This is a genomic window from Humitalea sp. 24SJ18S-53, assembly GCF_050632385.1.
GTDB lineage: Bacteria > Pseudomonadota > Alphaproteobacteria > Acetobacterales > Acetobacteraceae > Humitalea.
In genome coordinates, this window is record NZ_CP192599.1 from 4,468,197 (window position 1) to 4,487,750 (window position 19,554).

General features: G+C 69.4%; 19 protein-coding genes. 14 read left to right on the top strand and 5 right to left on the bottom strand.

The features are described from left to right. Window positions 1-53 precede the first annotated feature (53 nt). The 5 genes from ACQW02_RS21465 (at window position 54) to ACQW02_RS21485 (ending at window position 6,578) form a co-directional block, all read left to right on the top strand. Window positions 54-1,049 carry a hypothetical protein gene (locus ACQW02_RS21465; protein ID WP_431281944.1) on the top strand — a complete coding sequence of 332 codons (996 nt, stop codon included), beginning with the start codon at window positions 54-56 and terminating at the stop codon, window positions 1,047-1,049. 100 nt (window positions 1,050-1,149) lie between these two features. Beyond that, the gene (locus ACQW02_RS21470; protein ID WP_431281945.1) at window positions 1,150-3,192 is read left to right on the top strand and encodes a hydantoinase/oxoprolinase family protein; all 2,043 of its coding nucleotides are present in this window, start codon (window positions 1,150-1,152) and stop codon (window positions 3,190-3,192) included. Next, the gene (locus tag ACQW02_RS21475) at window positions 3,189-4,832 is read left to right on the top strand and encodes a hydantoinase B/oxoprolinase family protein (protein WP_431281946.1); all 1,644 of its coding nucleotides are present in this window, start codon (window positions 3,189-3,191) and stop codon (window positions 4,830-4,832) included. The genes ACQW02_RS21470 and ACQW02_RS21475 overlap by 4 nt, the downstream gene beginning before the upstream one ends. 40 nt (window positions 4,833-4,872) lie before the next feature. Further along, window positions 4,873-5,823, top strand: a complete 951-nt coding sequence (locus tag ACQW02_RS21480; protein WP_431281947.1) for a 3-hydroxyacyl-CoA dehydrogenase family protein — start codon at window positions 4,873-4,875, stop codon at window positions 5,821-5,823. Continuing rightward, complete coding sequence (locus ACQW02_RS21485; protein WP_431281948.1) at window positions 5,820-6,578, top strand: SDR family NAD(P)-dependent oxidoreductase; 759 nt, start codon at window positions 5,820-5,822, stop codon at window positions 6,576-6,578. Before ACQW02_RS21480 ends, ACQW02_RS21485 begins: the two co-directional genes overlap by 4 nt. 100 nt (window positions 6,579-6,678) lie before the next feature. Here ACQW02_RS21485 and ACQW02_RS21490 read toward each other — a convergent pair whose 3' ends face one another. Next, on the bottom strand, window positions 6,679-7,083 hold the full coding sequence (locus tag ACQW02_RS21490; RefSeq protein ID WP_431281949.1) for a RidA family protein: 405 nt from the start codon (window positions 7,081-7,083) through the stop codon (window positions 6,679-6,681). Between the two features lie 130 nt (window positions 7,084-7,213). Here ACQW02_RS21490 and ACQW02_RS21495 point away from each other — a divergent pair, with 130 nt between their 5' ends. The 3 genes from ACQW02_RS21495 (at window position 7,214) to ACQW02_RS21505 (ending at window position 9,321) form a co-directional block, all read left to right on the top strand. Then, the gene (locus tag ACQW02_RS21495; RefSeq protein ID WP_431281950.1) at window positions 7,214-8,416 is read left to right on the top strand and encodes a Zn-dependent hydrolase; all 1,203 of its coding nucleotides are present in this window, start codon (window positions 7,214-7,216) and stop codon (window positions 8,414-8,416) included. 73 nt (window positions 8,417-8,489) lie between these two features. After that, window positions 8,490-8,879 carry a DoxX family protein gene (locus ACQW02_RS21500; protein WP_431281951.1) on the top strand — a complete coding sequence of 130 codons (390 nt, stop codon included), beginning with the start codon at window positions 8,490-8,492 and terminating at the stop codon, window positions 8,877-8,879. Between the two features lie 22 nt (window positions 8,880-8,901). Then, window positions 8,902-9,321, top strand: a complete 420-nt coding sequence (locus tag ACQW02_RS21505; RefSeq protein ID WP_431281952.1) for a VOC family protein — start codon at window positions 8,902-8,904, stop codon at window positions 9,319-9,321. 7 nt (window positions 9,322-9,328) lie between these two features. Here the strand turns inward: ACQW02_RS21505 and atzF are convergent, their stop codons facing one another. The 4 genes from atzF to ACQW02_RS21525 form a co-directional block, all read right to left on the bottom strand. Next, the gene (gene atzF, locus ACQW02_RS21510; RefSeq protein ID WP_431281953.1) at window positions 9,329-11,062 is read right to left on the bottom strand and encodes an allophanate hydrolase; all 1,734 of its coding nucleotides are present in this window, start codon (window positions 11,060-11,062) and stop codon (window positions 9,329-9,331) included. A gap of 31 nt (window positions 11,063-11,093) precedes the next feature. Continuing rightward, complete coding sequence (locus ACQW02_RS21515; RefSeq protein ID WP_431281954.1) at window positions 11,094-12,038, bottom strand: D-2-hydroxyacid dehydrogenase family protein; 945 nt, start codon at window positions 12,036-12,038, stop codon at window positions 11,094-11,096. Window positions 12,039-12,108: 70 nt separating this feature from the next. Further along, entirely contained in the window at window positions 12,109-12,555 is a 447-nt protein-coding gene (locus ACQW02_RS21520; RefSeq protein WP_431281955.1) for an acyl-CoA thioesterase, read from the bottom strand. A gap of 13 nt (window positions 12,556-12,568) precedes the next feature. Then, window positions 12,569-13,471 (bottom strand): ABC transporter substrate-binding protein, encoded by a 903-nt coding sequence (locus ACQW02_RS21525; RefSeq protein WP_431281956.1) that lies wholly within the window; start codon window positions 13,469-13,471, stop codon window positions 12,569-12,571. Window positions 13,472-13,544: 73 nt separating this feature from the next. On the opposite strand from ACQW02_RS21525, the gene ACQW02_RS21530 reads away from it, so the two are divergent. From ACQW02_RS21530 to ACQW02_RS21555, 6 genes are all read left to right on the top strand, one after another. Continuing rightward, the gene (locus tag ACQW02_RS21530; RefSeq protein WP_431281957.1) at window positions 13,545-14,504 is read left to right on the top strand and encodes a Bug family tripartite tricarboxylate transporter substrate binding protein; all 960 of its coding nucleotides are present in this window, start codon (window positions 13,545-13,547) and stop codon (window positions 14,502-14,504) included. 72 nt (window positions 14,505-14,576) lie between these two features. After that, entirely contained in the window at window positions 14,577-15,320 is a 744-nt protein-coding gene (minC, locus tag ACQW02_RS21535) for a septum site-determining protein MinC (RefSeq protein WP_431281958.1), read from the top strand. Between the two features lie 30 nt (window positions 15,321-15,350). After that, window positions 15,351-16,169: a septum site-determining protein MinD gene (minD, locus tag ACQW02_RS21540; RefSeq protein ID WP_431281959.1), complete on the top strand. Its 819-nt coding sequence runs from the start codon at window positions 15,351-15,353 to the stop codon at window positions 16,167-16,169. Beyond that, on the top strand, window positions 16,166-16,441 hold the full coding sequence (minE, locus tag ACQW02_RS21545) for a cell division topological specificity factor MinE (protein WP_431281960.1): 276 nt from the start codon (window positions 16,166-16,168) through the stop codon (window positions 16,439-16,441). The genes minD and minE overlap by 4 nt, the downstream gene beginning before the upstream one ends. A 7-nt stretch (window positions 16,442-16,448) precedes the next feature. Next, window positions 16,449-17,609 carry a 4-hydroxybenzoate 3-monooxygenase gene (pobA, locus tag ACQW02_RS21550; protein ID WP_431281961.1) on the top strand — a complete coding sequence of 387 codons (1,161 nt, stop codon included), beginning with the start codon at window positions 16,449-16,451 and terminating at the stop codon, window positions 17,607-17,609. Window positions 17,610-17,652: 43 nt separating this feature from the next. Beyond that, window positions 17,653-19,524, top strand: coding sequence for an alpha/beta hydrolase domain-containing protein (locus tag ACQW02_RS21555; RefSeq protein WP_431281962.1), 1,872 nt, complete (start codon window positions 17,653-17,655; stop codon window positions 19,522-19,524). The last annotated feature ends 30 nt before the right edge of the window (window positions 19,525-19,554 follow it).

A 19,554-nucleotide genomic window follows, 5' to 3' on the forward strand; every position in this document is an offset into this window, starting at 1 on the left:
ATCCACAGGGCGCCGGGTTCCGCTAGGATGGAGGTATCAATAGGGATTCCTCCATGCGCCTCCTTGCCCTGCTTTGCCTGCTTCCCCTGTTCGCGGCCCCGGCCCAGGCCGAACGCTTTTCCTTCGTGGCGTTTGGGGACATGCCCTATTGCATCCCCTCGGCCCCGAACCTCTGCCCGGATGAGGAAGGTCGCGTGGCCCGGCTCATGGGCACCATCAACCGCGCCCAGCCAGCGTTCAGCATCTTCCTGGGCGATACCAAGGGGGGGTCGGAGATCTGCTCCGACGACCGCCTGCTGCGTGCCTTTACCTGGATGAGCCTGGCGGCCCACCCGCTGATCTATACGCCCGGCGACAATGAATGGACCGATTGCTGGCAGACCCGCGCCGGCCGCTTCGATGCGAATGAACGCCTGGCGCTGTTGCGCGCACGGTTCTTCCCCGATGATCAGAGCCTGGGTCGCCGCCCGATGCGCCTGACACGCCAGGCGGATACCGACCCGGCGATGCGGCTCTACGTGGAAAACGCGCGCTGGGAGCGCGACGGGGTGGTCTTCGTCACCGCCCATGTGCCCGGCAGCAACAACAACCGCCCGACAGTCCCGGGCGAAGCGCCGGTGATCGCCCCGCCGGCCTCCGCCGCGGCCGAATACGCCGCGCGCAATGCCGCCAATATCGCCTGGATCAACGCGGCCTTCGTCCGCGCGCTCGAATCCGGTGCCCCGGCCATGGTGATCAACCTGCAGGCCGATCTGTTCTATCGGGAGCGCTGCGGGCGCGGCTATGGCAGCGGCTATACCGACACGATCGCCGCGATCGGCGCGGGGGCGCGCGCCTTCGGCAAGCCGGTGCTGCTGCTGAACGGCGACAGCCACTTCTTCCTCGACGACCGCCCCATCCCGGCCGCGCCGAACCTGCGCCGCATCATGGTGCCGGGCGAGCAGGATATCCGCGCGGTGCTGATCGCGGTGGATACGGAGGCGGCCGAGCCCTTCACCCCCAGCCTGATTGGCGAGGCGGATCGCGTGGCCGCCCCCGGCTGCGGCTGACGACGACGAACTGCCCGTCCGCGCGGCATTTTTGGCGCGGGCGGGTTTTGGCGAGCCAGCCCGGGCCTGTTCGACCGCCCAGCACATGGCAGGATGGGGCATGGCCAATCCCCCCCCCGTTCGCATTGCCGTCGATATCGGCGGCACCTTCACCGACCTGATGCTGCTGGATGCGCGCGACCCCGTGCCGCGCGCCTGGAAGACCCCGACGACGCCGGAGGATCCCTCCATCGGCTTGTTGCGCGGCATCACCGAAGCGGCGTCGCGGTTCGGTTTCGCGCTATCCGATGTCGGGCTGCTGCTGCATGGCACGACCATCGCGACCAATGCGGTGCTGGAACGCAAACTGGCCCGCGGTGCGCTGATCACGACGGCGGGGTTCGAGGATGTGCTGGAAATCGGCCGCCATGTGCGGCGCGACATCTACGGGCTGACGCCCGCCGCCTTCCCCACCTTGATCCCGCGCGACCTGCGTTTCGGCATCGCCGAGAGGCTGCGCGCCGATGGCAGCGTGGAATTGCCGCTGGAGGAAGCCGCCCTGCCCGCGATCCTGGAGCGGTTGGGCGATGTGCAGGCCGTCGCGGTCTGCTTGCTGCATGCCTATGCCAACCCCGCGCATGAACGGCGGCTGGCGGCGCTGATCGCGGCGGCGCGGCCCGATCTGGCGGTGTCGCTGTCGTCCGACGTGTCGCCGGAGATGCGCGAATACGAACGCACCAGCACCACGGTGTTGAACGCGCTGCTGGTGCCGGTGGTGAAGACTTACCTCGACCGGCTGGCGGCGCGGCTGGCCGAGGCGGGGTTTTCGCCCAACGTCTACATGGTGCAGTCCAACGGCGGGGTCTGTTCGCTGGCCACCGCCGCATCGCAACCCGCGCGGCTGCTGCTGTCCGGCCCATCGGGCGGGGCGCTGGCCGCGGGGCGGCTGGCCGCACTTCTGGCGCGGCCGGACATGGTCGCGGTGGATATGGGCGGCACATCCTATGACGTGTCGGTGGTGCAGGACGGCCGGGTCGGCATCGTCACCCAGGGCGAGATCGACCGGCTGCCGGTGCGGCTGCCGATGGTGGAGATGCGGACCATCGGCGCCGGGGGCGGCAGCATCGCCGCCGTGGATGCCGGCGGCAGGCTCGCGGTCGGGCCGCGCAGCGCGGGCAGCAGGCCGGGGCCGGTCGCCTATGCGCGCGGCGGCACGGAGCCGACGGTGACGGATGCCAACCTGGTGCTGGGGCGGCTGGATCCGGAATTCTTCCTGGGTGGGGCGATGGCGCTGGACCTGCCGGCCGCCCGGGCGGCGATGGTCGCGCGAGTTGGGGCACCGCTGGGCCTGGGGGCGGAACCGGCCGCCGCCGGGGTGCTGGCGGTGGTCAATGCGACCCTGGCGGCGGCGGTGCGGCTGTCGCTGTTCGAAAAGGGGCTGGACCCGCGCGCCTTTACCTTGCTGACCTTTGGCGGCGCGGGTGGGCTGCACGCGATCGAGGTCGCGGAGGAAATGGGCATCACCGAAGTGGTCTTCCCCGCTGAACCGGGCACGCTGTCGGCCTTCGGCATTTTGTACAGCGACCTGATGCAGGATTTTTCCCGTGCGCGGCTGGTATCGGCGCGAGCGGAAAACCTGCCGGCGATCGAGGAGGCCGTGGCATCGCTGCGTGCCCAGGCCGATGCGGCGCTGGCGGCCGATGGCATTCCGCCCGCCGACCGAATCATCGGGCTGGCCGCCGACATGCGTTATCGCGGCCAGGCGTTTGAACTGCTGATCCCCTGGCCCGATGGCACCGATTTGGACGGGCTGGTGGCGGGCTTCCACGCCACGCACCAAAAACGCTTTTCCTACGCCAATGAAGGCGATGCGGTGGAGATCGTCATTCTGCGCGCGACCGCGACGGGGCGGTTGCAGAAACCCGACGAACGCGCGGCGGACACCGTTGGCGGCGGAGCGCAAAAAGGCACGCGCCGGTGCTGGACCCAGAACGCCTGGGCCGATGTGCCAGTCTGGCAGCGCGAATTTTTGGGGGCCGCCGATATCATCGCCGGCCCTGCGATCATCGAGGAAGCCTTTTCTACCCATTGGATCGGTCCCGGCTGGACCGCCAGGCCGGGCGCCGCCGGCGCGCTTGTCGCGACGAAAGGAGAGGCGGCATGAACCCGATCGACATCGAGATCATCCGCAACGCCCTTTCCGCCGCCGCGGCGGAGATGGACGTCACCATCTGGCGCACCAGCCGCAGCACCATCGTGCGCGAATTGCTGGACTACTCGACGGCGGTGTTTGATGCGGAGGGCTTCAACATCGCGCAATCGGCGCGCATCCCGCAGCATCTGAACAGCATGGGCCACGCGTTGCGCGCGCTGCTGGAACATCATGTCGCGGCCGAGGACTGGGCCGAGGATGATGTCGTCTGCACCAATGACCCCTATTCGGGGGGACAGCACCTGAACGACATCCTGGTGTTCCGCCCGGTGTTCTTCGACGGGCGGCGCGTCGCCTATGTCGGCGCGCTGGCGCATCACATCGATGTCGGGGGGATGGCGCCGGGATCTTACGCAGCAACTGCCACGGAACTGTTCCAGGAAGGCTGCCGCATCCCGCCGATGAAACTGATCGAGGGCGGTCGGCTGAATGACTCGGTCTGGCGCATGCTGGGCGCCAATGTGCGCAAGCCCGACCTCATGCTGGGCGACCTGCAATCGCAACTCGCGAGCCTATCGGTCGGTGCCGCCGCCATCACCCGCCTGGCCAAGCGTTTTGGCGCCGCGACGCTGATCGAGGCTCAGGCGAGGCTGCTGGACATGAGCGAGGCGCAGATGCGCGCCGCGCTGGCGGCCATGCCGGACGGCACCTATGAATTCGAGGATTTTGTGGACAACGACGGGGTGTCCGACACGCCGGTCCGCTTGCATGTCGCCGTCACCATCGCCGGAGATTCCGCGACCGTCGACCTGTCCGGCTGCGCGCCACAACAGGCCGGGCCGGTGAATTGCACCATCGGGATGAGCGCCTGCGGCGTGTTCTACGCGCTGATGGCGGCGACCGACACGGAGCTGTTCCCCAATGCCGGCTGCTACCGCCCCGTCACCATCATCACCCCGCTCGGCAGCGTGGTGAATTGCCGCTTCCCGGCCCCCGTCGCGCATCGCATCGCCGTGGTGCATCGCCTGGCCAATGCGATGTTCGGCGCGCTGCACCAGGCGGTGCCGGATCGTATCCCGGCTGCCTACTACGGTGGGTCCTACGTCGCATCGATCCAGACGGTGGACGAGGACCACAAGCGCGAAGTTCTGGTCGAGATCGAGATCGGCGGCGTCGGTGCCTCGCCGCGCGGCGATGGGGCATCGGCTTTTGCCGCCGGCATGCACAACAACGCCAATATTCCGGTCGAGATGATCGAGGCGACGATGCCGCTGTCGATCCGCCGCTATGCGCTGCTGCCGGATTCCGGCGGGGCCGGGCAGTTCCGTGGGGGCCTGGGGTTGCTGCGGGAATGGCGGGTTGAATGCCCCGCGGCAAGTTTCGGCGCCAATATGGAGCGCTTCCGCTTCGCTCCCTTTGGCCTGGCCGGCGGCGGCGCGGGCAGCCTGGGGCGGCTGACCCTGATCCGCGATGGGGTGGAGACGCCCCTGCCGCCAAAATCCGACGGCAACCGCCTGGGTTTTGGCGATGTGGTGCGGCTAGAAACCAGCGGCGGCGGCGGCTTCGGCGATCCGCATGCGCGCGACCGGGCGGCGCTCGCGCAGGATCTGGCACGTGGCGTGGTGACCACGCCCGGGCTTTACGACGGCTGAACCAGAGGCCAACCTCCGGCGCAATCGGGGGAAGACACGCATGGCCAATATCGCCGTCATCGGCGCCGGAACCATGGGCCATGCCTTGGCGCTGGTTTTTGGCATCGGCGGGCATCGGGTCCGGCTGACGGACAGCCATCTGCCGACCCTGGAACGCGCCCCGGCCCTGATCGACGCCGCGCGCAAAACCCTGGTCGCGGCCGGCGAAACCCAGTTCACCGCCGAGACACTGGCCGAGGCGCTGACCATCCACACCAGCCTGGCCGATACCTTGGTCGAGGCCGAATGGATCGTGGAAGCGATCATCGAACAGCCCGAGGCCAAGCGCGCCCTCTTCGCCGAGATCGACGCGCTGGCGCCGATGGAGGCGATCATCGCCTCCAACACCTCCTACCTCGACCCCTTCCCGTTGATCCCCGAACGGCGCCAGGCGCGCGCGATGGTCCAGCACTGGTATGCGCCGCCCTATCTGGTGGACCTCGTGGACATCGTGGCCGGGCCGCAATGCCCGCCGGAATTGATCGAGCAGGCGCGCGCGATGATCGCGGCCCTGGGCAAGCATCCGGTGGTGATGAAGCGCTTCATCCCGGGCTACATCGCCAACCGCATCCAGGCGGCGATCTCGGCCGAGGTTTTTCATCTGCTGGATGGCGGCTATGCCGAACCCGCGGATATCGACGCCGCGATCGTGCATGGGCTGGCGCTGCGCCTGCCGATCCTGGGGCATCTGGCCAAGGCGGATTTCACCGGGCTGGGCATCGCGCGCGACGCGCTGCGCAACCAGATGGTGCCGGCGCCACCGCGCAAGGATCACAGCCCCGCTCTGGACACGCTGCTGGCGGCGGGGCGCACGGGCGTGCGCGCGGGGGCCGGCTGGTACGACTGGTCGTCGCGCAGCCCGGAAGAATGGTTCCAGGACCGCGACCGGCGCTTGCTCGCGCTGAAACGCGCCTTGCGTGAGATCGGTAGCCTGACGGGAGAGAATCCATGATCCGCTACGACCTGTCGGGCAAGACGGCGCTGGTGACGGGCGGTGCCTCGGGCATCGGGCTGGCCACCGCGACCATGCTGGCGGCGGCGGGTTGCCGGGTCGCGATCAACCATCTGGCGGGCGATGCGCGCGGGGCCGAGGCGGTGGCGGCCCTGCCCGGCGCGATCGCGGCCCCGGGCGATGTGTCCGACCCCGATGACGCCGCGCGCATGGTCGGCCAGGCGGTCCATGACCTGGGGCGGCTGGACTACCTGGTGAACAATGCCGGCACGCCCGGCACGCGGCAGGCCATCCCGCCCAAGGATCTGCACCTGATCACCGAGGCGATGTGGGAGACCGTCATCGGCGTGAACCTGCTGGGCGTGTTCCGCTGCGCCAAGGCGGCCGCACCGGCGCTGGTCGCGGCGGGCGGGGCGATGGTGAATGTCGCCTCGATCGCGGGGCTGGGCAGTGCGGGGTCATCGCTGGCCTATGGCGCGACCAAGGCGGGGGTCGTGTCGCTGACACAGAATTTCGCCCGCGCGCTGGGGCCCGATGTGCGGGTCAATGCCGTGGCGCCAGGTGCCGTGGACAGCACCTGGATGGTGGAATGGACCGAGGCGCGGCGCGCGGTTTCGGCCGAAAAGGCGCTGCTGAAGCGGCGCTGCACGCCGGAGGATATTGCCGAGGTGATCGTCTTCCTGCTGGCGGGGGCGGCGATGGTGACCGGGCAGACGGTGATCGTGGATGGCGGGCTGACTCTTGAAAGCCGCTAGACCGCGATGCGTTCGCATTCGCTCACGCATCGCGGTCTAGCTTGTTGTTTTGTCGCGTGATTCAGCCCTGCGGCGCATTCGCGCCTACGGCCATCACGCTTTAACCCGCGACAACCGCCATGCCATGCACCTGGACCAGGAATTCCGGCACCGGCAGCGCCTTGACCATGCTGGTCGCACGCGCCGGAAAGGCACCAGGGGCGAAATACTCGCCGTAGATCCGGTTCATGTCGCCAAAATCGCCAGGGCGGATGAGTTGTACCTCCAGCTTCGCGACATGGGCGTAGTCCGACCCCGCGGCGCGCAGCACGGCGCCGAGGTTCTCCATCACCTGCCGCATCTGCGCCGGGAAGTCGTCGACCGCGATCTCGCGTTCGCCGCGGAACGGGATGATCCCGGAAATCAGCACCATCTGGCCGACGCGGACCGCATGTGACAGCGGGGCGAAAGGTCGAGTGACGCCGTCGGCAAGGATGCGGACCAACGGGGACTCTGGGTCTGTCATATGGTCTTGCCGCTCCATCGCTGGCACCGTGCGCCGGTTGTAGCGCCCCGCCCCAGTTCAACCAACCCATCCCGCTTGCCGCATCGGCCCGCAGCGGCGAGGCTGCGGGTCACATAGCCCAGGACTGCCGATGATGTCGCGCGTGGACACCGACCGCTTTCTCGCCGACCTGCATGCGCTGCGTGAGATCGGGCGGTTCAAGACCGGCGTCCATCGTCCGACCTATACGCCCGAGGACATGGAAAGCCGGCGCTGGCTGTGCGATCGCCTGGCGGAATGCGGGCTGACGCCGACCTTGGATGGTATCGGCAATGTGATCGGCCGCCATCCGGGCGCGGGGCCGCACCTGCTGGTCGGCAGCCATATCGAGTCGCAGAACGAGGCCGGGTGGTTGGATGGCGCGCTGGGCGTGGTCGCCGGCGTGGCGCTGGCCCGCGCGGGGCTGCCGGTCGATGTCGTGGCCTTCGCCGATGAGGAGGGGCACTACGGCGGCTTCATCGGCAGCCGGTCCTTCATCGGCGCGCTGGACGAAGCCGAGATCGACACCCTGGCCAACCGCACCCATGGCAAGCCGCTGCGCCAGGCGCTGACCGAGGCCGGGCTTGCGGGAAAGCCACGGTTCAAGGGCGATCCGTCGCGCTATCGCGGCTTCCTTGAGATGCACATCGAACAGGGCACGCAGTTGGAAGCGGCCGGGCTTGGCATCGGCGTGGTCACCGGCATCGTCGCCATCCGGCAATACCGCATCATCATCGACGGCATGCAGGACCATGCCGGCGGCACCACCATGGCCGAACGCCGCGACGCGGGGCTGGCGGCGGTGCGGCTGCTGGCGGCGATCGACGCGGAATTCCCCCGCGTCTGCGGCCCGCGCAGCACCTGGACCACCGGGCGCATCACCCTGGAACCAGGCGCCCCCAGCATCATCCCCGGCCGTGCCGAGGTGCTGTTCCAATTGCGCGACGTGGACCCCACGATCATCGCGCGAATGGAAGCGGCCCTGGCCGCGCTGATCCAGGAACACAATCGTCGCGACCGCTGCCCGGCGCGGCTGGAACCGATCAGCCTGTCCACCCCCGCGCCCTGCGACGCGGGTTTTCAGGAAGCGCTGGCCGCCGAGGCCGAGGCGCTGTCGCCCGGGTGCTGGCAGCGCATGCCATCCGGGGCCGGGCATGACGCGCAATGGGTGGCGCGGGTGATGCCGGTGGCGATGCTCTTCGTGCCCTCGATCGGCGGCATCAGCCATCATTGGGCGGAGGATACGAAGGACGCGGACCTGGCGCTGGGCGTGCGGGTGCTGGCGGGCGCGGCGGCGCGGATCCTGGCGGGTTAGCAGAGGGGCGCCATTCCCGTTGCCCAGAACGCAGACCCACGGAACGTCGAAACGTCTTTGCCCGGAGGACGCCATGAGCGCGCGTGCGATGCTTTGGACCGGTCGCGGCCTTACAGCACTATTCGCCTTGTTCATGCTGGGGGCGTCGATCGCGCCGAAATTGCTGCATCTGCCCGTGGTGGAGGAGACCATGGCCCAATTGGGCTGGCCCTCCGGCTACGGGCTCATGATCGGCGTCATCGAATTGACCTGCCTGGTGCTTTACCTGATCCCGCGCACCAGCGTGCTCGGCGCGGTGCTGATGATGGGGTTGCTCGGCGGTGCGATGGCGACCCAGGTCCGGGTGGGCAATCCCCTGTTCAGCCACATCCTGTTCAGCCTCTATCTGGGGCTGGTGATGTGGGGCGGGCTGTGGCTGCGCAACCCGCGTCTCAGGACCGTGTTTCCCCTGATGCGCCCATAACGTCGATCGATGGAGACAAGCCATGCCCAAGATGATTTTCGTGAATCTCCCGGTGAAGGATCTCGGCGCCTCCACCCGCTTTTATGAGGCCATCGGCTGCGAGAAGAACCCGCAGTTCAGCGACGGCAACGCCTCCGCGATGGTGTGGTCGGAAACGATCACCTTCATGCTGCTGACGCACGCTTTCTATTCGACCTTCACGTCGAAGCCGATCGCCGATGCCCATGCCACCAGCGCCGCGCTGATCGCCCTGTCGCGCGATAGCCGTGCCGAGGTCGATGCCATCGTCCTGGCCGCGGCGGCGGCGGGCGGCAAGGCGGATGTCCGTGCACCGCAGGACATGGGCTTCATGTTCAGCCGCGCCTTCGAGGACCCCGACGGCAACACGTTCGAGCCGATGTGGATGGACATGGCGGGGTTCGCCGCGGCGGGTGGCCAGTAGCTGGCCTTCACCGCGCCGCCAGCACCGCGCGCCAGCCGCCCAATGCGGTGACCTCCGGCGCGCCGGCGACGCCCTCGGCCTCGGCCAGGAAGCCCAGGACCGCGCTGCCATCGGCCAGCGTCACGCGGCCAAAGCCCAGTGGCGTCGGCACCTGGGCCAGCAGCGCGCCGATGGCGGCGGTGGGCAGCACCCAGACCTCGCCGGCGATGGCGGCACCGGCCGGGTCACGCAGCAGGCCGGGGCGGTTGCCCAGGTCGAACAGCCGGTAGCCAGGCGCGGTGCTCGTGGCGCGCAAAAACCGGCCGCCGAGCGCCGTGACCTGGTGGTTCAGCGGTAGCCCCGACATATGCGCGCCGATGCAGAACAGCGCCGTTTCCTCCGCGCCCACGGCCGGGGGCACCGGGCTTTCGCCGTTCAGCGCGACCCCCAGCCCGGCCAGCGCCCCGTCACGGAAGGCAGGTGCCAGAAGGGTCACGCCAAAGGGCACACCATCCGGCCGAAACCCGGCCGGCACCGCCAGCCCGCACAAATCCAGCAGGTTCACGAAATTGGTGTAGGTGCCCAGGCGGCTGTTGGCCGCGATGGGTTCGGCTTGCAGCGCGGCGAGCGTGGGCGTGCCCGGCGCCGTCGGCAGCAGCAGCGCATCGGCGCGGGCGAAAATGGCGCGGGAGATCAGCCGCGCCTCGGCCACCGCGTGGAAATCATCGAAGGCATCGACGGCGCTTCGGCCCAGCCCGCCCTCCAGGATGCTGCGCGTGACGGGGTGCAAGGTGTCCGGCCGCCTCTGCACGCGGTCGCGCAAGGCGGCCGTGCGTTCGGCCACCCAGGCCCCGTCGTAGAGCCGCCGCGCCACGGCGATCAGCGGCGCGATCGACACGCGCGCGACGGTCGCGCCGTGCGCCACGGCGCGATCCACCGATGCATGGAACAGGGCGGCGTCATCGTCGGTGTCAAAGATCAGTTCGGCGTCGAGCGGCACGGCGATGCGCCAGGATGGCTGCGGCGCCGGGGCGGCGGACCAGGCGGCGGGGGCGCTGCGGGAATAGGGATCGATCGCATCGGGCCCGGCGATGACGGCCAGCACGGCCGCGGCATCGGCCACGGACTGGGCAAAGACCGAAATGCAATCGAGCGACCGGCAGGCCGGCACCACGCCGCGGCTGGGGACCAGACCCAGGGTCGGCTTCAGCCCCACGATGTTCTGGGCCATGGCCGGGACGCGGCCCGAGCCGGCCGTGTCCGTGCCCAGCGAAAACGCCACGATCCCCGCCGCGACCGCACTGGCCGAGCCGGAGGAGGAACCGCCCGGCACCAGATCCGCCCGCACCGCGTTGCGCGGCGTGCCATAGGGGCTGCGCGTGCCGTTCAGCCCCGTCGCGAATTGATCGAGGTTGGCCTTGCCCAAAAGCAGCGCCCCCGCGGCGAGCAGACGGGCGACGGCCGGTGCGTCTTCACCCGGGACATGCGCAAAATCCGGGCAGGCGGCGGTCATCGGCAGCCCGGCCGCCGCGATATTGTCCTTCACGACGAAGGGCACGCCCCAGAGCGGGCGACCCTGCCGGCCCTCGGCCGCCAGCGCCGCCGCCCGCGCCAGCAGATCGGCCGGCGGCGTGGCGGAAATCAGCAGGGCCGGGTCGTTCCAGGCGGCCAGCCGGGCCAGGGCAGCCTCGGCCACCGCCACCGGCGAACCGCCGCCATCGAGGAATTCGGCCAGCCCGGCCAGCGTGAAGGTCAGGGTCATGCCTTCATGGCCAGCAAGGGGCGTGCCTGGGCTACAGCAGGCGGATCGGCGCGCCGGCCAGGTAGGCCTCGATCGCCTCGACCGCGCCGACGAAATAGGCGCGGTAGTTTTCCTGCGTCACATAGCCCAGGTGCGGCGTCAGCAGCGTGTTGGGCGCCGACCGGATCGGGTGGTCGGCGGGCAGCGGCTCGATATCGAAGACATCCAGCCCGGCGCCGGCGATCGTGCCGGCCTTCAGCGCGGCGATCAGCGCATCCTGGTCGATCAGCGGACCACGGCTGGTGTTCACGATATAGGCGGTGGGCTTCATGGCCGCGAGGTCGTCGGCGCCGATGATCCCGCGTGAACGCGCCGACAGCACCACATGCAGGGTCACCACATCGGATTGCGCCAGCAGGTCGCGCTTTTCGACCCGCTCCACGCCGACCGCGGCGGCGGCTTCCGCCGTCAGGTTCTGGCTCCAGGCGATGACGCGCATGCCCAGTGCCTGGCCGACCTTGGCGACGCGCTGGCCGAGTTTGCCGAGGCCGATGACGCCAAGCGTCGCACCCTCCGCCGCGCGGCCGACGCCGACCTGCCAGCCGCCGGCGCGCAGGCTGGCCTGTTCGGTGGGAATGCCGCGCAGCAGGCCCAGGATCACCCCGATCGCGATATCGACCGTCGGCGCGCCCTTGGTGGGGGTGCCGCAGACGGTGATGCCGGCGGCCTGCGCCGCCGCCAGGTCGAAGGAATTGTTGCGGCCACCGGTCGTCATCAGCAGTTTCAGCTTGGGCAGTCGCGCCAGCAGGCTCGCGGGGAAGGCGGTGCGTTCGCGCATGCCCAGGATCGCGTCGAAGGGGGTCAGGCGCGCGGCCAGCGCATCTTCATCGGCCAGGTGGTCGCGGAACACCGTGGTTTCGACGCGCCCCGCCAGGCGCTCCCAGGGGCCGAACGACAGGGCCACGCCCTGGTAATCGTCAAGGATGGCGAGGCGCATTGGCTGGGTCCTTCAGGGTCTGAACGTCGCGCTTACACCAGCCTGGGGAGGTGCGGCAGGGGGCTGGGGTTCAGGGCGCGGGCGTGACCACCAGGGGCGCCAGCATGTCCCGGAAGAACGCCGGCAGCGGCGTCGGCTGCTTCTGGGTATCGCGGTCCACGTAGACATGGACGAAATGCCCCTCGGCGCTCGCCACATCATCGCCATTGCGGAAAATGCCGATGCCGTAGCGGACGGAGGTGCTGCCGATGCGCTCCACCCGCAGCCCCGCCGTCACCAGGTCGGGGAAGGAGATCGGCCCCTTGAAGCGGCACTGGGTTTCCACCACCACGCCGATGATCGGCGAGGTCGCGAGGTCGATCGCCCCCGATCCCAGCAGGAAGCGCGCGACCACCGTGTCGAAGTATGAGTAATACACGACGTTGTTCACATGCGCGTACATGTCGTTGTCGGCCCAGCGGGTCGGGATTTCGAGGAACCAGCGGTAGTCGGCGCGGGAAGTCGGGGCACGGGTCAAGCGAGTCTCTCCGTCAGCCGAGCGCGTCGGCGGTGATGGCGGGGTCGACGCAGGCATCGAAGCCAGGTGCCGTGGCGATGGCGCCGGCGGCCAGCATCGACTCCTGCAGGCGGTTGAAGGCGATGCGCGAGAACACCGGCGTGGTCGCCCAGATGCCGAGCGCCTGGTAGCGCAGGATGGACGCGGACAGCACCTCCGGCGCGATATCGGGGAAGAAGGGGCCGACCGCGCCCGCGACGGCATCGGCCGATGCGACGCCGAGCCATTCCAGCGTGCGGGCCATGCCGCGCACCATGCCCGCCATGTCCGCGGCGCGTGCCGCGAGTTTTTCGCGCGTGGAATAGAAGGCGGTGTAGGCGGTGGGCCCGCGCGTGGCGGCGGCGTGCCAGACCGAACCGCCGGCCTGTTCGGCCAGCGTGGCGAAGGGTTCGAAGACCTGCGCCACATCCAGCGTGCCGCCCAGCACCGCCGCCAGGTTGGCCGCCATCCCGGCGTCGGTGGTGCGTGCGATCGCGGCGGGGTCCACCCCCGCCTCACGCAAATCCAGGCCGAGGCACCACCAGGGGGTCGGCACCTCGCTGACCGTTCCCAGGCGCAGGTCCAGCAGGTCGGGCAGCGTGAAATCCGGGTTGGGTTCGGCGCCCACCAGGAAGAAGGGGTCGCCCATGACCACGGCGCCGAAGGACACCAGCGGTGAGTCCGAGTCGGCCGCGTGGTCGCGGATCACCCGCATCGGGCCGGACCAGGCAAGGTCGGCGGCGCCCGACAGCAGGTTGGCAACGGCGCGGTCGGGTTCGCCCACGGTGATCAGGCGGACTTCCACGCCCTCGGCGGCAAAGGCGCCGCGGGCCAGGGCGGCATAGAAGGGTGTGTAGAAGATCGCGCGGAACGGCTCTTGCAAGACCAGGTCGGCCAAGGCTGGCATCCTCGATGGGGTGTGCCAGCATCGTCCGGTACCGCCGCGCCGCCAAGACCCGTCTGGAGCCCCCATGCACCGCCGCACCCTGTTCGCCGCCGCCCTGCTGCCCATCCCGGCCCTGGCGCAGGAGGCTTATCCCTCCCGCCCGATACGCGTGATGGTGCCCTTCGCGGTCGGCGGTATCACCGATGTCGTGGCGCGGGTGATGGCGGAACCGATGTCCATCAGCCTCGGCCGCCCCCTGGTGATCGACAACCAGGGTGGGGCGGGCAGCACGATCGGGGCCGCGGTGGTCGGGCGCGCGGCGCCGGATGGCTATACGCTGATGGTCGGCAGCGTCGGGCATACGGTGATGGACGTGCTCTATCCCAACTTCCCGTTCAAGCCGGCGCAGGATTTTGTCCCCGTGGCGCTGCTGGGGCGGCAGCCTTTTGTGGTGGCGGTGCATCCCTCGGTGCCGGCGACCAATATCGCCGAATTCCTGGCCTGGCTTCGCACCAAGGGGGCGGAAGCGAATTTCGGCACCGCCGGCATCGGATCGACCAGCCATCTGTCTGCCGAGTTGCTGAAATCCCTCGCGGGCGTGGATTTCACCGTCGTGCCCTATCGCGGCACGCCCCAGGCGGTGACCGACCTGACGGCCGGCCGGGTCGATTTCATGGTGGATAGCCAGACCTTGCTGGCGCCGCTGATCGCCGATGGGCGGGTGCGGGGCCTGGCCGTGACCACCCCCGTCCGGTCCCGCCTGTTACCTGCACTGCCGACCTTGGCCGAGGCAGGTGTCACCGGTTACGACGCCTCGGCCTGGCAGGCGATCTATGTGCCGGCCGGCACGCCGGCGCCGATCCGCCAGGCGCTGGAGGCCACGGCCCTGCGCGCCCTGGCCGATCCGGCCATCCAGCGACGCATGGGGGACATCGGGGTCGACCCCTTCGCCGATGGTTCGGCGGCGGCCGCGCAGGCCTATCTGGAGGCCGAGGTCGTGAAATGGGCGGCACTGGTACGCGCCGCGGGGATTCGCGGAGGTTAATGGGGCTTCGCCACCGGGCAAGCGGCTGCTACCCTGTTTGATGTAGGTTTCCCCGGAGTCGCCGCTTCAAACATGTCCGCCGCCCCGCAATCACACCTCGAACCCTTCCGCCTGCGGGGGGCGAATTTCAATTTGCTGGTGCTGCGGCTGCTGGACCCGCGTGCCGACATCGTGGTCCCCGCCATCGGCGACCAGTTCCGCCGCGCGCCGGGCATGCTGCGTCACGCCCCGGTCGTGATCGGGCTGGATGACCTGACCGCGCGCCCGGATGAGGTCAATTTTTCCGCCCTGGTCGCGGGTCTGCGCGAATTCGCCATCCTGCCGATCGGCACCACGGGCGGCACGGCCGAAATGCGCGCCGCCGCACAGGGCGCCGGGTTGGCAGCACTGCGCAATGCCGGGCACGATACCCCCCCGCCGGTGGCCCCCGAACCCGTCGCCGCCGTCGCACCGCCCCCAGCGGTGGCCCCGCCCGCCGAAGCGCAACGATCCGCCATGGTGGTGGACCAGTCGGTGCGGGCCGGGCAGCGCATCTGGGCCCAGGGCTGCGACCTGATCGTGACCGGCACGGTGAACCCGGGGGCCGAGGTCATCGCCGACGGGCATATCCACGTCTATGGCGCATTGCGCGGCCGGGCCATCGCCGGCGGCACGGATAATACGCAGGCGCGCGTCTTCGCGCTGCAATTCGACCCCGAGCTCGTCTCGATCGCCGGCTTTTATGCGGTGCGCGACGGCTACGGCGACGCGCCCATGGGCCGTGCCTGCCAGGTGCGCCTGGTCGGTGAAACCATGCGCTTCGACAAGATCGGTTAGTTCCAGCACATTTTCAGGGAGGCTTGGCGCATGGCGCAGGTCGTGACGGTTACTTCGGGCAAGGGCGGCGTCGGCAAGACGACGTCCTCGGCTGCGTTTTCCACCGGCCTCGCGCAGCGTGGCAAGAAGGTCGTGGTCATCGACTTTGACGTGGGGCTACGCAACCTCGACCTCATCATGGGGGTCGAGCGGCGTGTGGTGTTCGATATCGTCAACGTCATCCAGGGCGAGGCGCGGCTGAACCAGGCGCTGATCCGCGACAAGCGGGTGGATACGCTGTCGATCCTGCCGGCCAGCCAGACGCGGGACAAGGACGCGCTGAACCGCGACGGCGTGGCGAAGATCATCGAGGAACTGTCCAAGGATTTCGACTACATCATCTGCGACAGCCCGGCCGGGATCGAGAAGGGCGCGTTGCTGGCCCTGTATTTCGCCGATGCGGCCATCGTGGTGACGAACCCCGAAGTCTCCTCCGTGCGCGACAGCGACCGCATCCTCGGCGTCATCCAGTCCAAGTCCAAGCGGGCGGAGGAGAACCGGGATCCGGTGCGGGAACACCTGTTGGTCACCCGCTACGACCCGATCCGCGTCGCCAAGGGCGAGATGCTGAAGCTGGAGGACGTGCAGGAAATCCTGGCCGTCCCCCTGCTCGGCGTGATCCCGGAGAGCGAGGCGGTGCTCAAGGCCTCCAACGCCGGCAACCCAGTCATCCTGGATTCGGAAACCTCGGCGGCGCAGGCCTATGCCGATGCGGTGTCGCGTTTCCTCGGTGAGGAAAAGCCGATGCGCTTCATCGATACCGAGAAGAAGGGTATCTTCAGCCGGCTGTTCGGCGGGAGGGCGGCATGAGCTGGCTCAACTTCTTCCGCGGGCGGCCGGAGCCGTCATCGGCGAATATCGCCAAGGAACGGCTGACGATGATCGTCGCCACCGGCGGCAACCGCCGCAACGGCGATGACTTCCTGCCGCGCATGCAGAAGGACCTGATGGAGGTCGTGCTGCGCTACGTGAACGTCGATCCGTCCAAGGTGAAGATCACGACCGAGCGTGGCAGCGACCTGTCCACCCTGGCGATCGAGGTCGAACTGCCGCCGGCGGAGCAGATGCGCCGCGCCGGGTAGCCCCACCATGGCCACGACGCGCACGCAGGTCGCCATCATCGGGGCCGGCCCGGCGGGGCTGCTGCTGGGCCAGATGCTGCAACGCTCGGGGATCGATGCCACCGTCATCGAATCCCGGTCTCGCGCGCATGTCGAGGAACGCATCCGGGCCGGCGTGCTGGAACAGGGCACCGCCGATACGCTGCGCGAATGGGGCGTGGGCGAGCGGATGGATCGGCAGGGCCTGGTCCATCACGGCATCGAATTGCGCTTCGAGGGTGTGGGCCATCGGATCGACCTGTCCGGGCTGACCGGGGGCAAGCACGTCACGGTCTATGGCCAGCATGAGGTGGTGCGCGACCTGATCGCGGCCCGTGTCGCGCCGCTGGTGTTCGAGGTGGCCGACACCGCCGTCCACGACATCGCGACCGAACACCCCTATGTCACCTATACGCAGGACGGCGTCGCGCATCGGCTGGATGCGGAGATCATCGCCGGTTGCGACGGCTTCCATGGGATTTGCCGCGCCGCCGTGCCGGACGCGCGTTTCTTCGACCGCAGCTACCCATTCGCCTGGCTCGGCATCCTGGCCGAGGCGCCGCCGCCGACCGAGGAATTGATCTACGCGCGGCATGAACGCGGTTTCGCCTTGTCGTCGATGCGCAGCCCGACCCTGTCCCGGCTCTATCTGCAATGCCGGCCGGATGAGGACCTTGGCGCATGGTCCGATGCGCGGATCTGGGAGGAATTGCACCTGCGGCTCGGCACCGACCTGACACCCGGGCCGGTGCTGCAGAAGGGGGTCACGGCCATGCGCTCCTTCGTGACGGAACCGATGCGCCATGGCCGCCTGTTCCTGGCCGGGGATGCCGCGCATATCGTGCCGCCGACCGGGGCCAAGGGCATGAACCTGGCGGTGGCCGACATCCGCGTGCTGTTCCGCGCGCTGGAGGCGTTTTTCCGCAACGGCGACCAGCGGCTGATGGAGGGCTATTCCGCCACCTGCCTGAAGCGCATCTGGAAAGCCCAGCGGTTTTCCTGGTGGATGACGTCGATGCTGCATCGCTTCGACGATGATGATGCCTTCGAGCATCGGGTGCAGGTCGCCGAACTCGACTACGTCTGCAGCAGCCGTGCCGCCATGACCACATTGGCCGAGAACTACGTGGGGCTGCCGCTGGACGTGTAACGGCCGCCTGCCTCATCCTTCCGCGGCATACGGGGGGCTGGGCATGCTACGAGTCGCGGCCGTCGTGCTTCTGTTGTCGACACCGGCGATGGCGCATGTGGTGCGCTTCGAGGAAACCTCGCGCACCGCTTTCCCCGCCAATTTCGGCGCCGGCGCGTATGTGGTGATCCAGGGTGTCGCGCATGGCGAACTGGACCCCGCCGATCCGCGCAACGCCGTCATCGCCGATCTGGCCATCGCCCCGCGCAACGCCGCCGGCCGGGTAGAATACCGCAGCGAGGTCACGCTGCTGCGCCCGGCCGATCCCGCCCGCTTCAACGGCAGGTTGGTGCATGAGGTCACCAATCGCGGGCGCAAATTCCTCTTCGCCTACCTCTATGACGCATCGCTGCCGAACCAGGCGGCGCTGAACGCGCTGGCGACGGAGGAGAGCGTCGGCCTCGGGCGCCCCCTGGCGGAAGGGGCGGCGATGGTGTGGAACGGCTGGGACCCCGACGTGCCGCAGGGCGGCGGCAACCTGCGCCTGCAGGTGCCGGTCCTGGCCGGGCTGACCGCGACGATCCGCGATGAATTCGTCTTTGGCACGCGCCTGCCGGCGACCGCGACGACAGCGCCACTCTCCTATCCGCTGGCGCCGCCGGCAGCATTGCGGCTGACGATGCGCTGGACCCGGGCGCAGGCGCCGGTCGATGTGGCGTTCGAGGTCGCGGGGCCGCAGGCGATCCGCCTGCCTGGTGGCGGGCGTTTCGAAGCCGGTGCGATCTACGAGGCGACCTATGCCGCGCGCGACCCAAGGCCGCTGGGCATCGGCTTCGCCGCGACCCGGGACATCGCATCCTGGCTGCGCCATGGCGGCGCGCCGATGGCGGATCTACCGGTGCGCGGGGTGCTGGGTGTCGGGATTTCGCAGGCGGGGCGCTATCTGCGGCACCACATCGACCTGGGCATGAATGCCGATGAGGCAGGGCGCCGGGTATTTGACGGCGTGCTGGCGCATATCAGCGGCGCCGGGCGCGTGTTCATCAACGAACGCTTTGCCCAGCCGAACCGGACCGCGACCTGGCACGAGGATTTTGCTTTTCCGGAACACTGGTTTCCGCTGGCGCGGGGCGCAGGCCGCGATCCCGCGACCGATCCGCTGGTGCTGGAGGTGAATACCTCCACCGAATACTGGCAGAAGGGCGCGGGCCTGACCCACACCACGCCCGATGCGACCGCCGACCTGCCGGAGGTCGCCGGCGCGCGGCATTACCTGGTGGCCGGCACGAAGCACGGCGGCCGCGCGGGCCAGGGCGTGGCGCCCGGCAATTGCGCCAACCCGAACAATCCGCATAGCGCGGGGCCGCTGCTGCGCGCGCTTCTGGTGGCGCTGGATGCCTGGGTGACCGAGGGGCGCGCGCCCCCACCCTCCCGCGTGCCGCGCCTGGCCGATGGCACGCTGGTTCCGGCCGAGACGGTCCTGGGCGGCTTCCCGCCCATCGCGCACCTGCCGCCCGGGGTCACGCCGATCGCGCCGGTCATCGACTGGGTCGCGGGCACGCGGCCCGATGTCGGCTGGCGGCCGCTGGTGCCGGCGGTGGATGCGGATGGCAATGAACGCGCGGGCGTGCTGCTGCCCGATATCGCCGTGCCCTTGGGCACCTATACCGGCTGGAACCTTTACCGCGCCGAAAACATCGCGCGCGAACCCTGCGACCGCGAGGGCAGCTTCATGCCCTTCGCCCGCACCGATGCCGCCCGCGCCCCCGGCGACCCACGGCCCAGCGTCGCGGCCCGCTGGCCGACGCAGGCGGCCTTCATCGCAGCGACCCGCGCCGCCGGCGCCGATCTGGTGCGGGACAGGCTGCTGCTGGAGGAGGACGCCGCGGCCTATGTCCGCGGGGCCGAGGCCCTGGGCGCCGTCTGGCGGCCGTAGCGGTCGGTTTCTTGCATGCGATATCGCGCT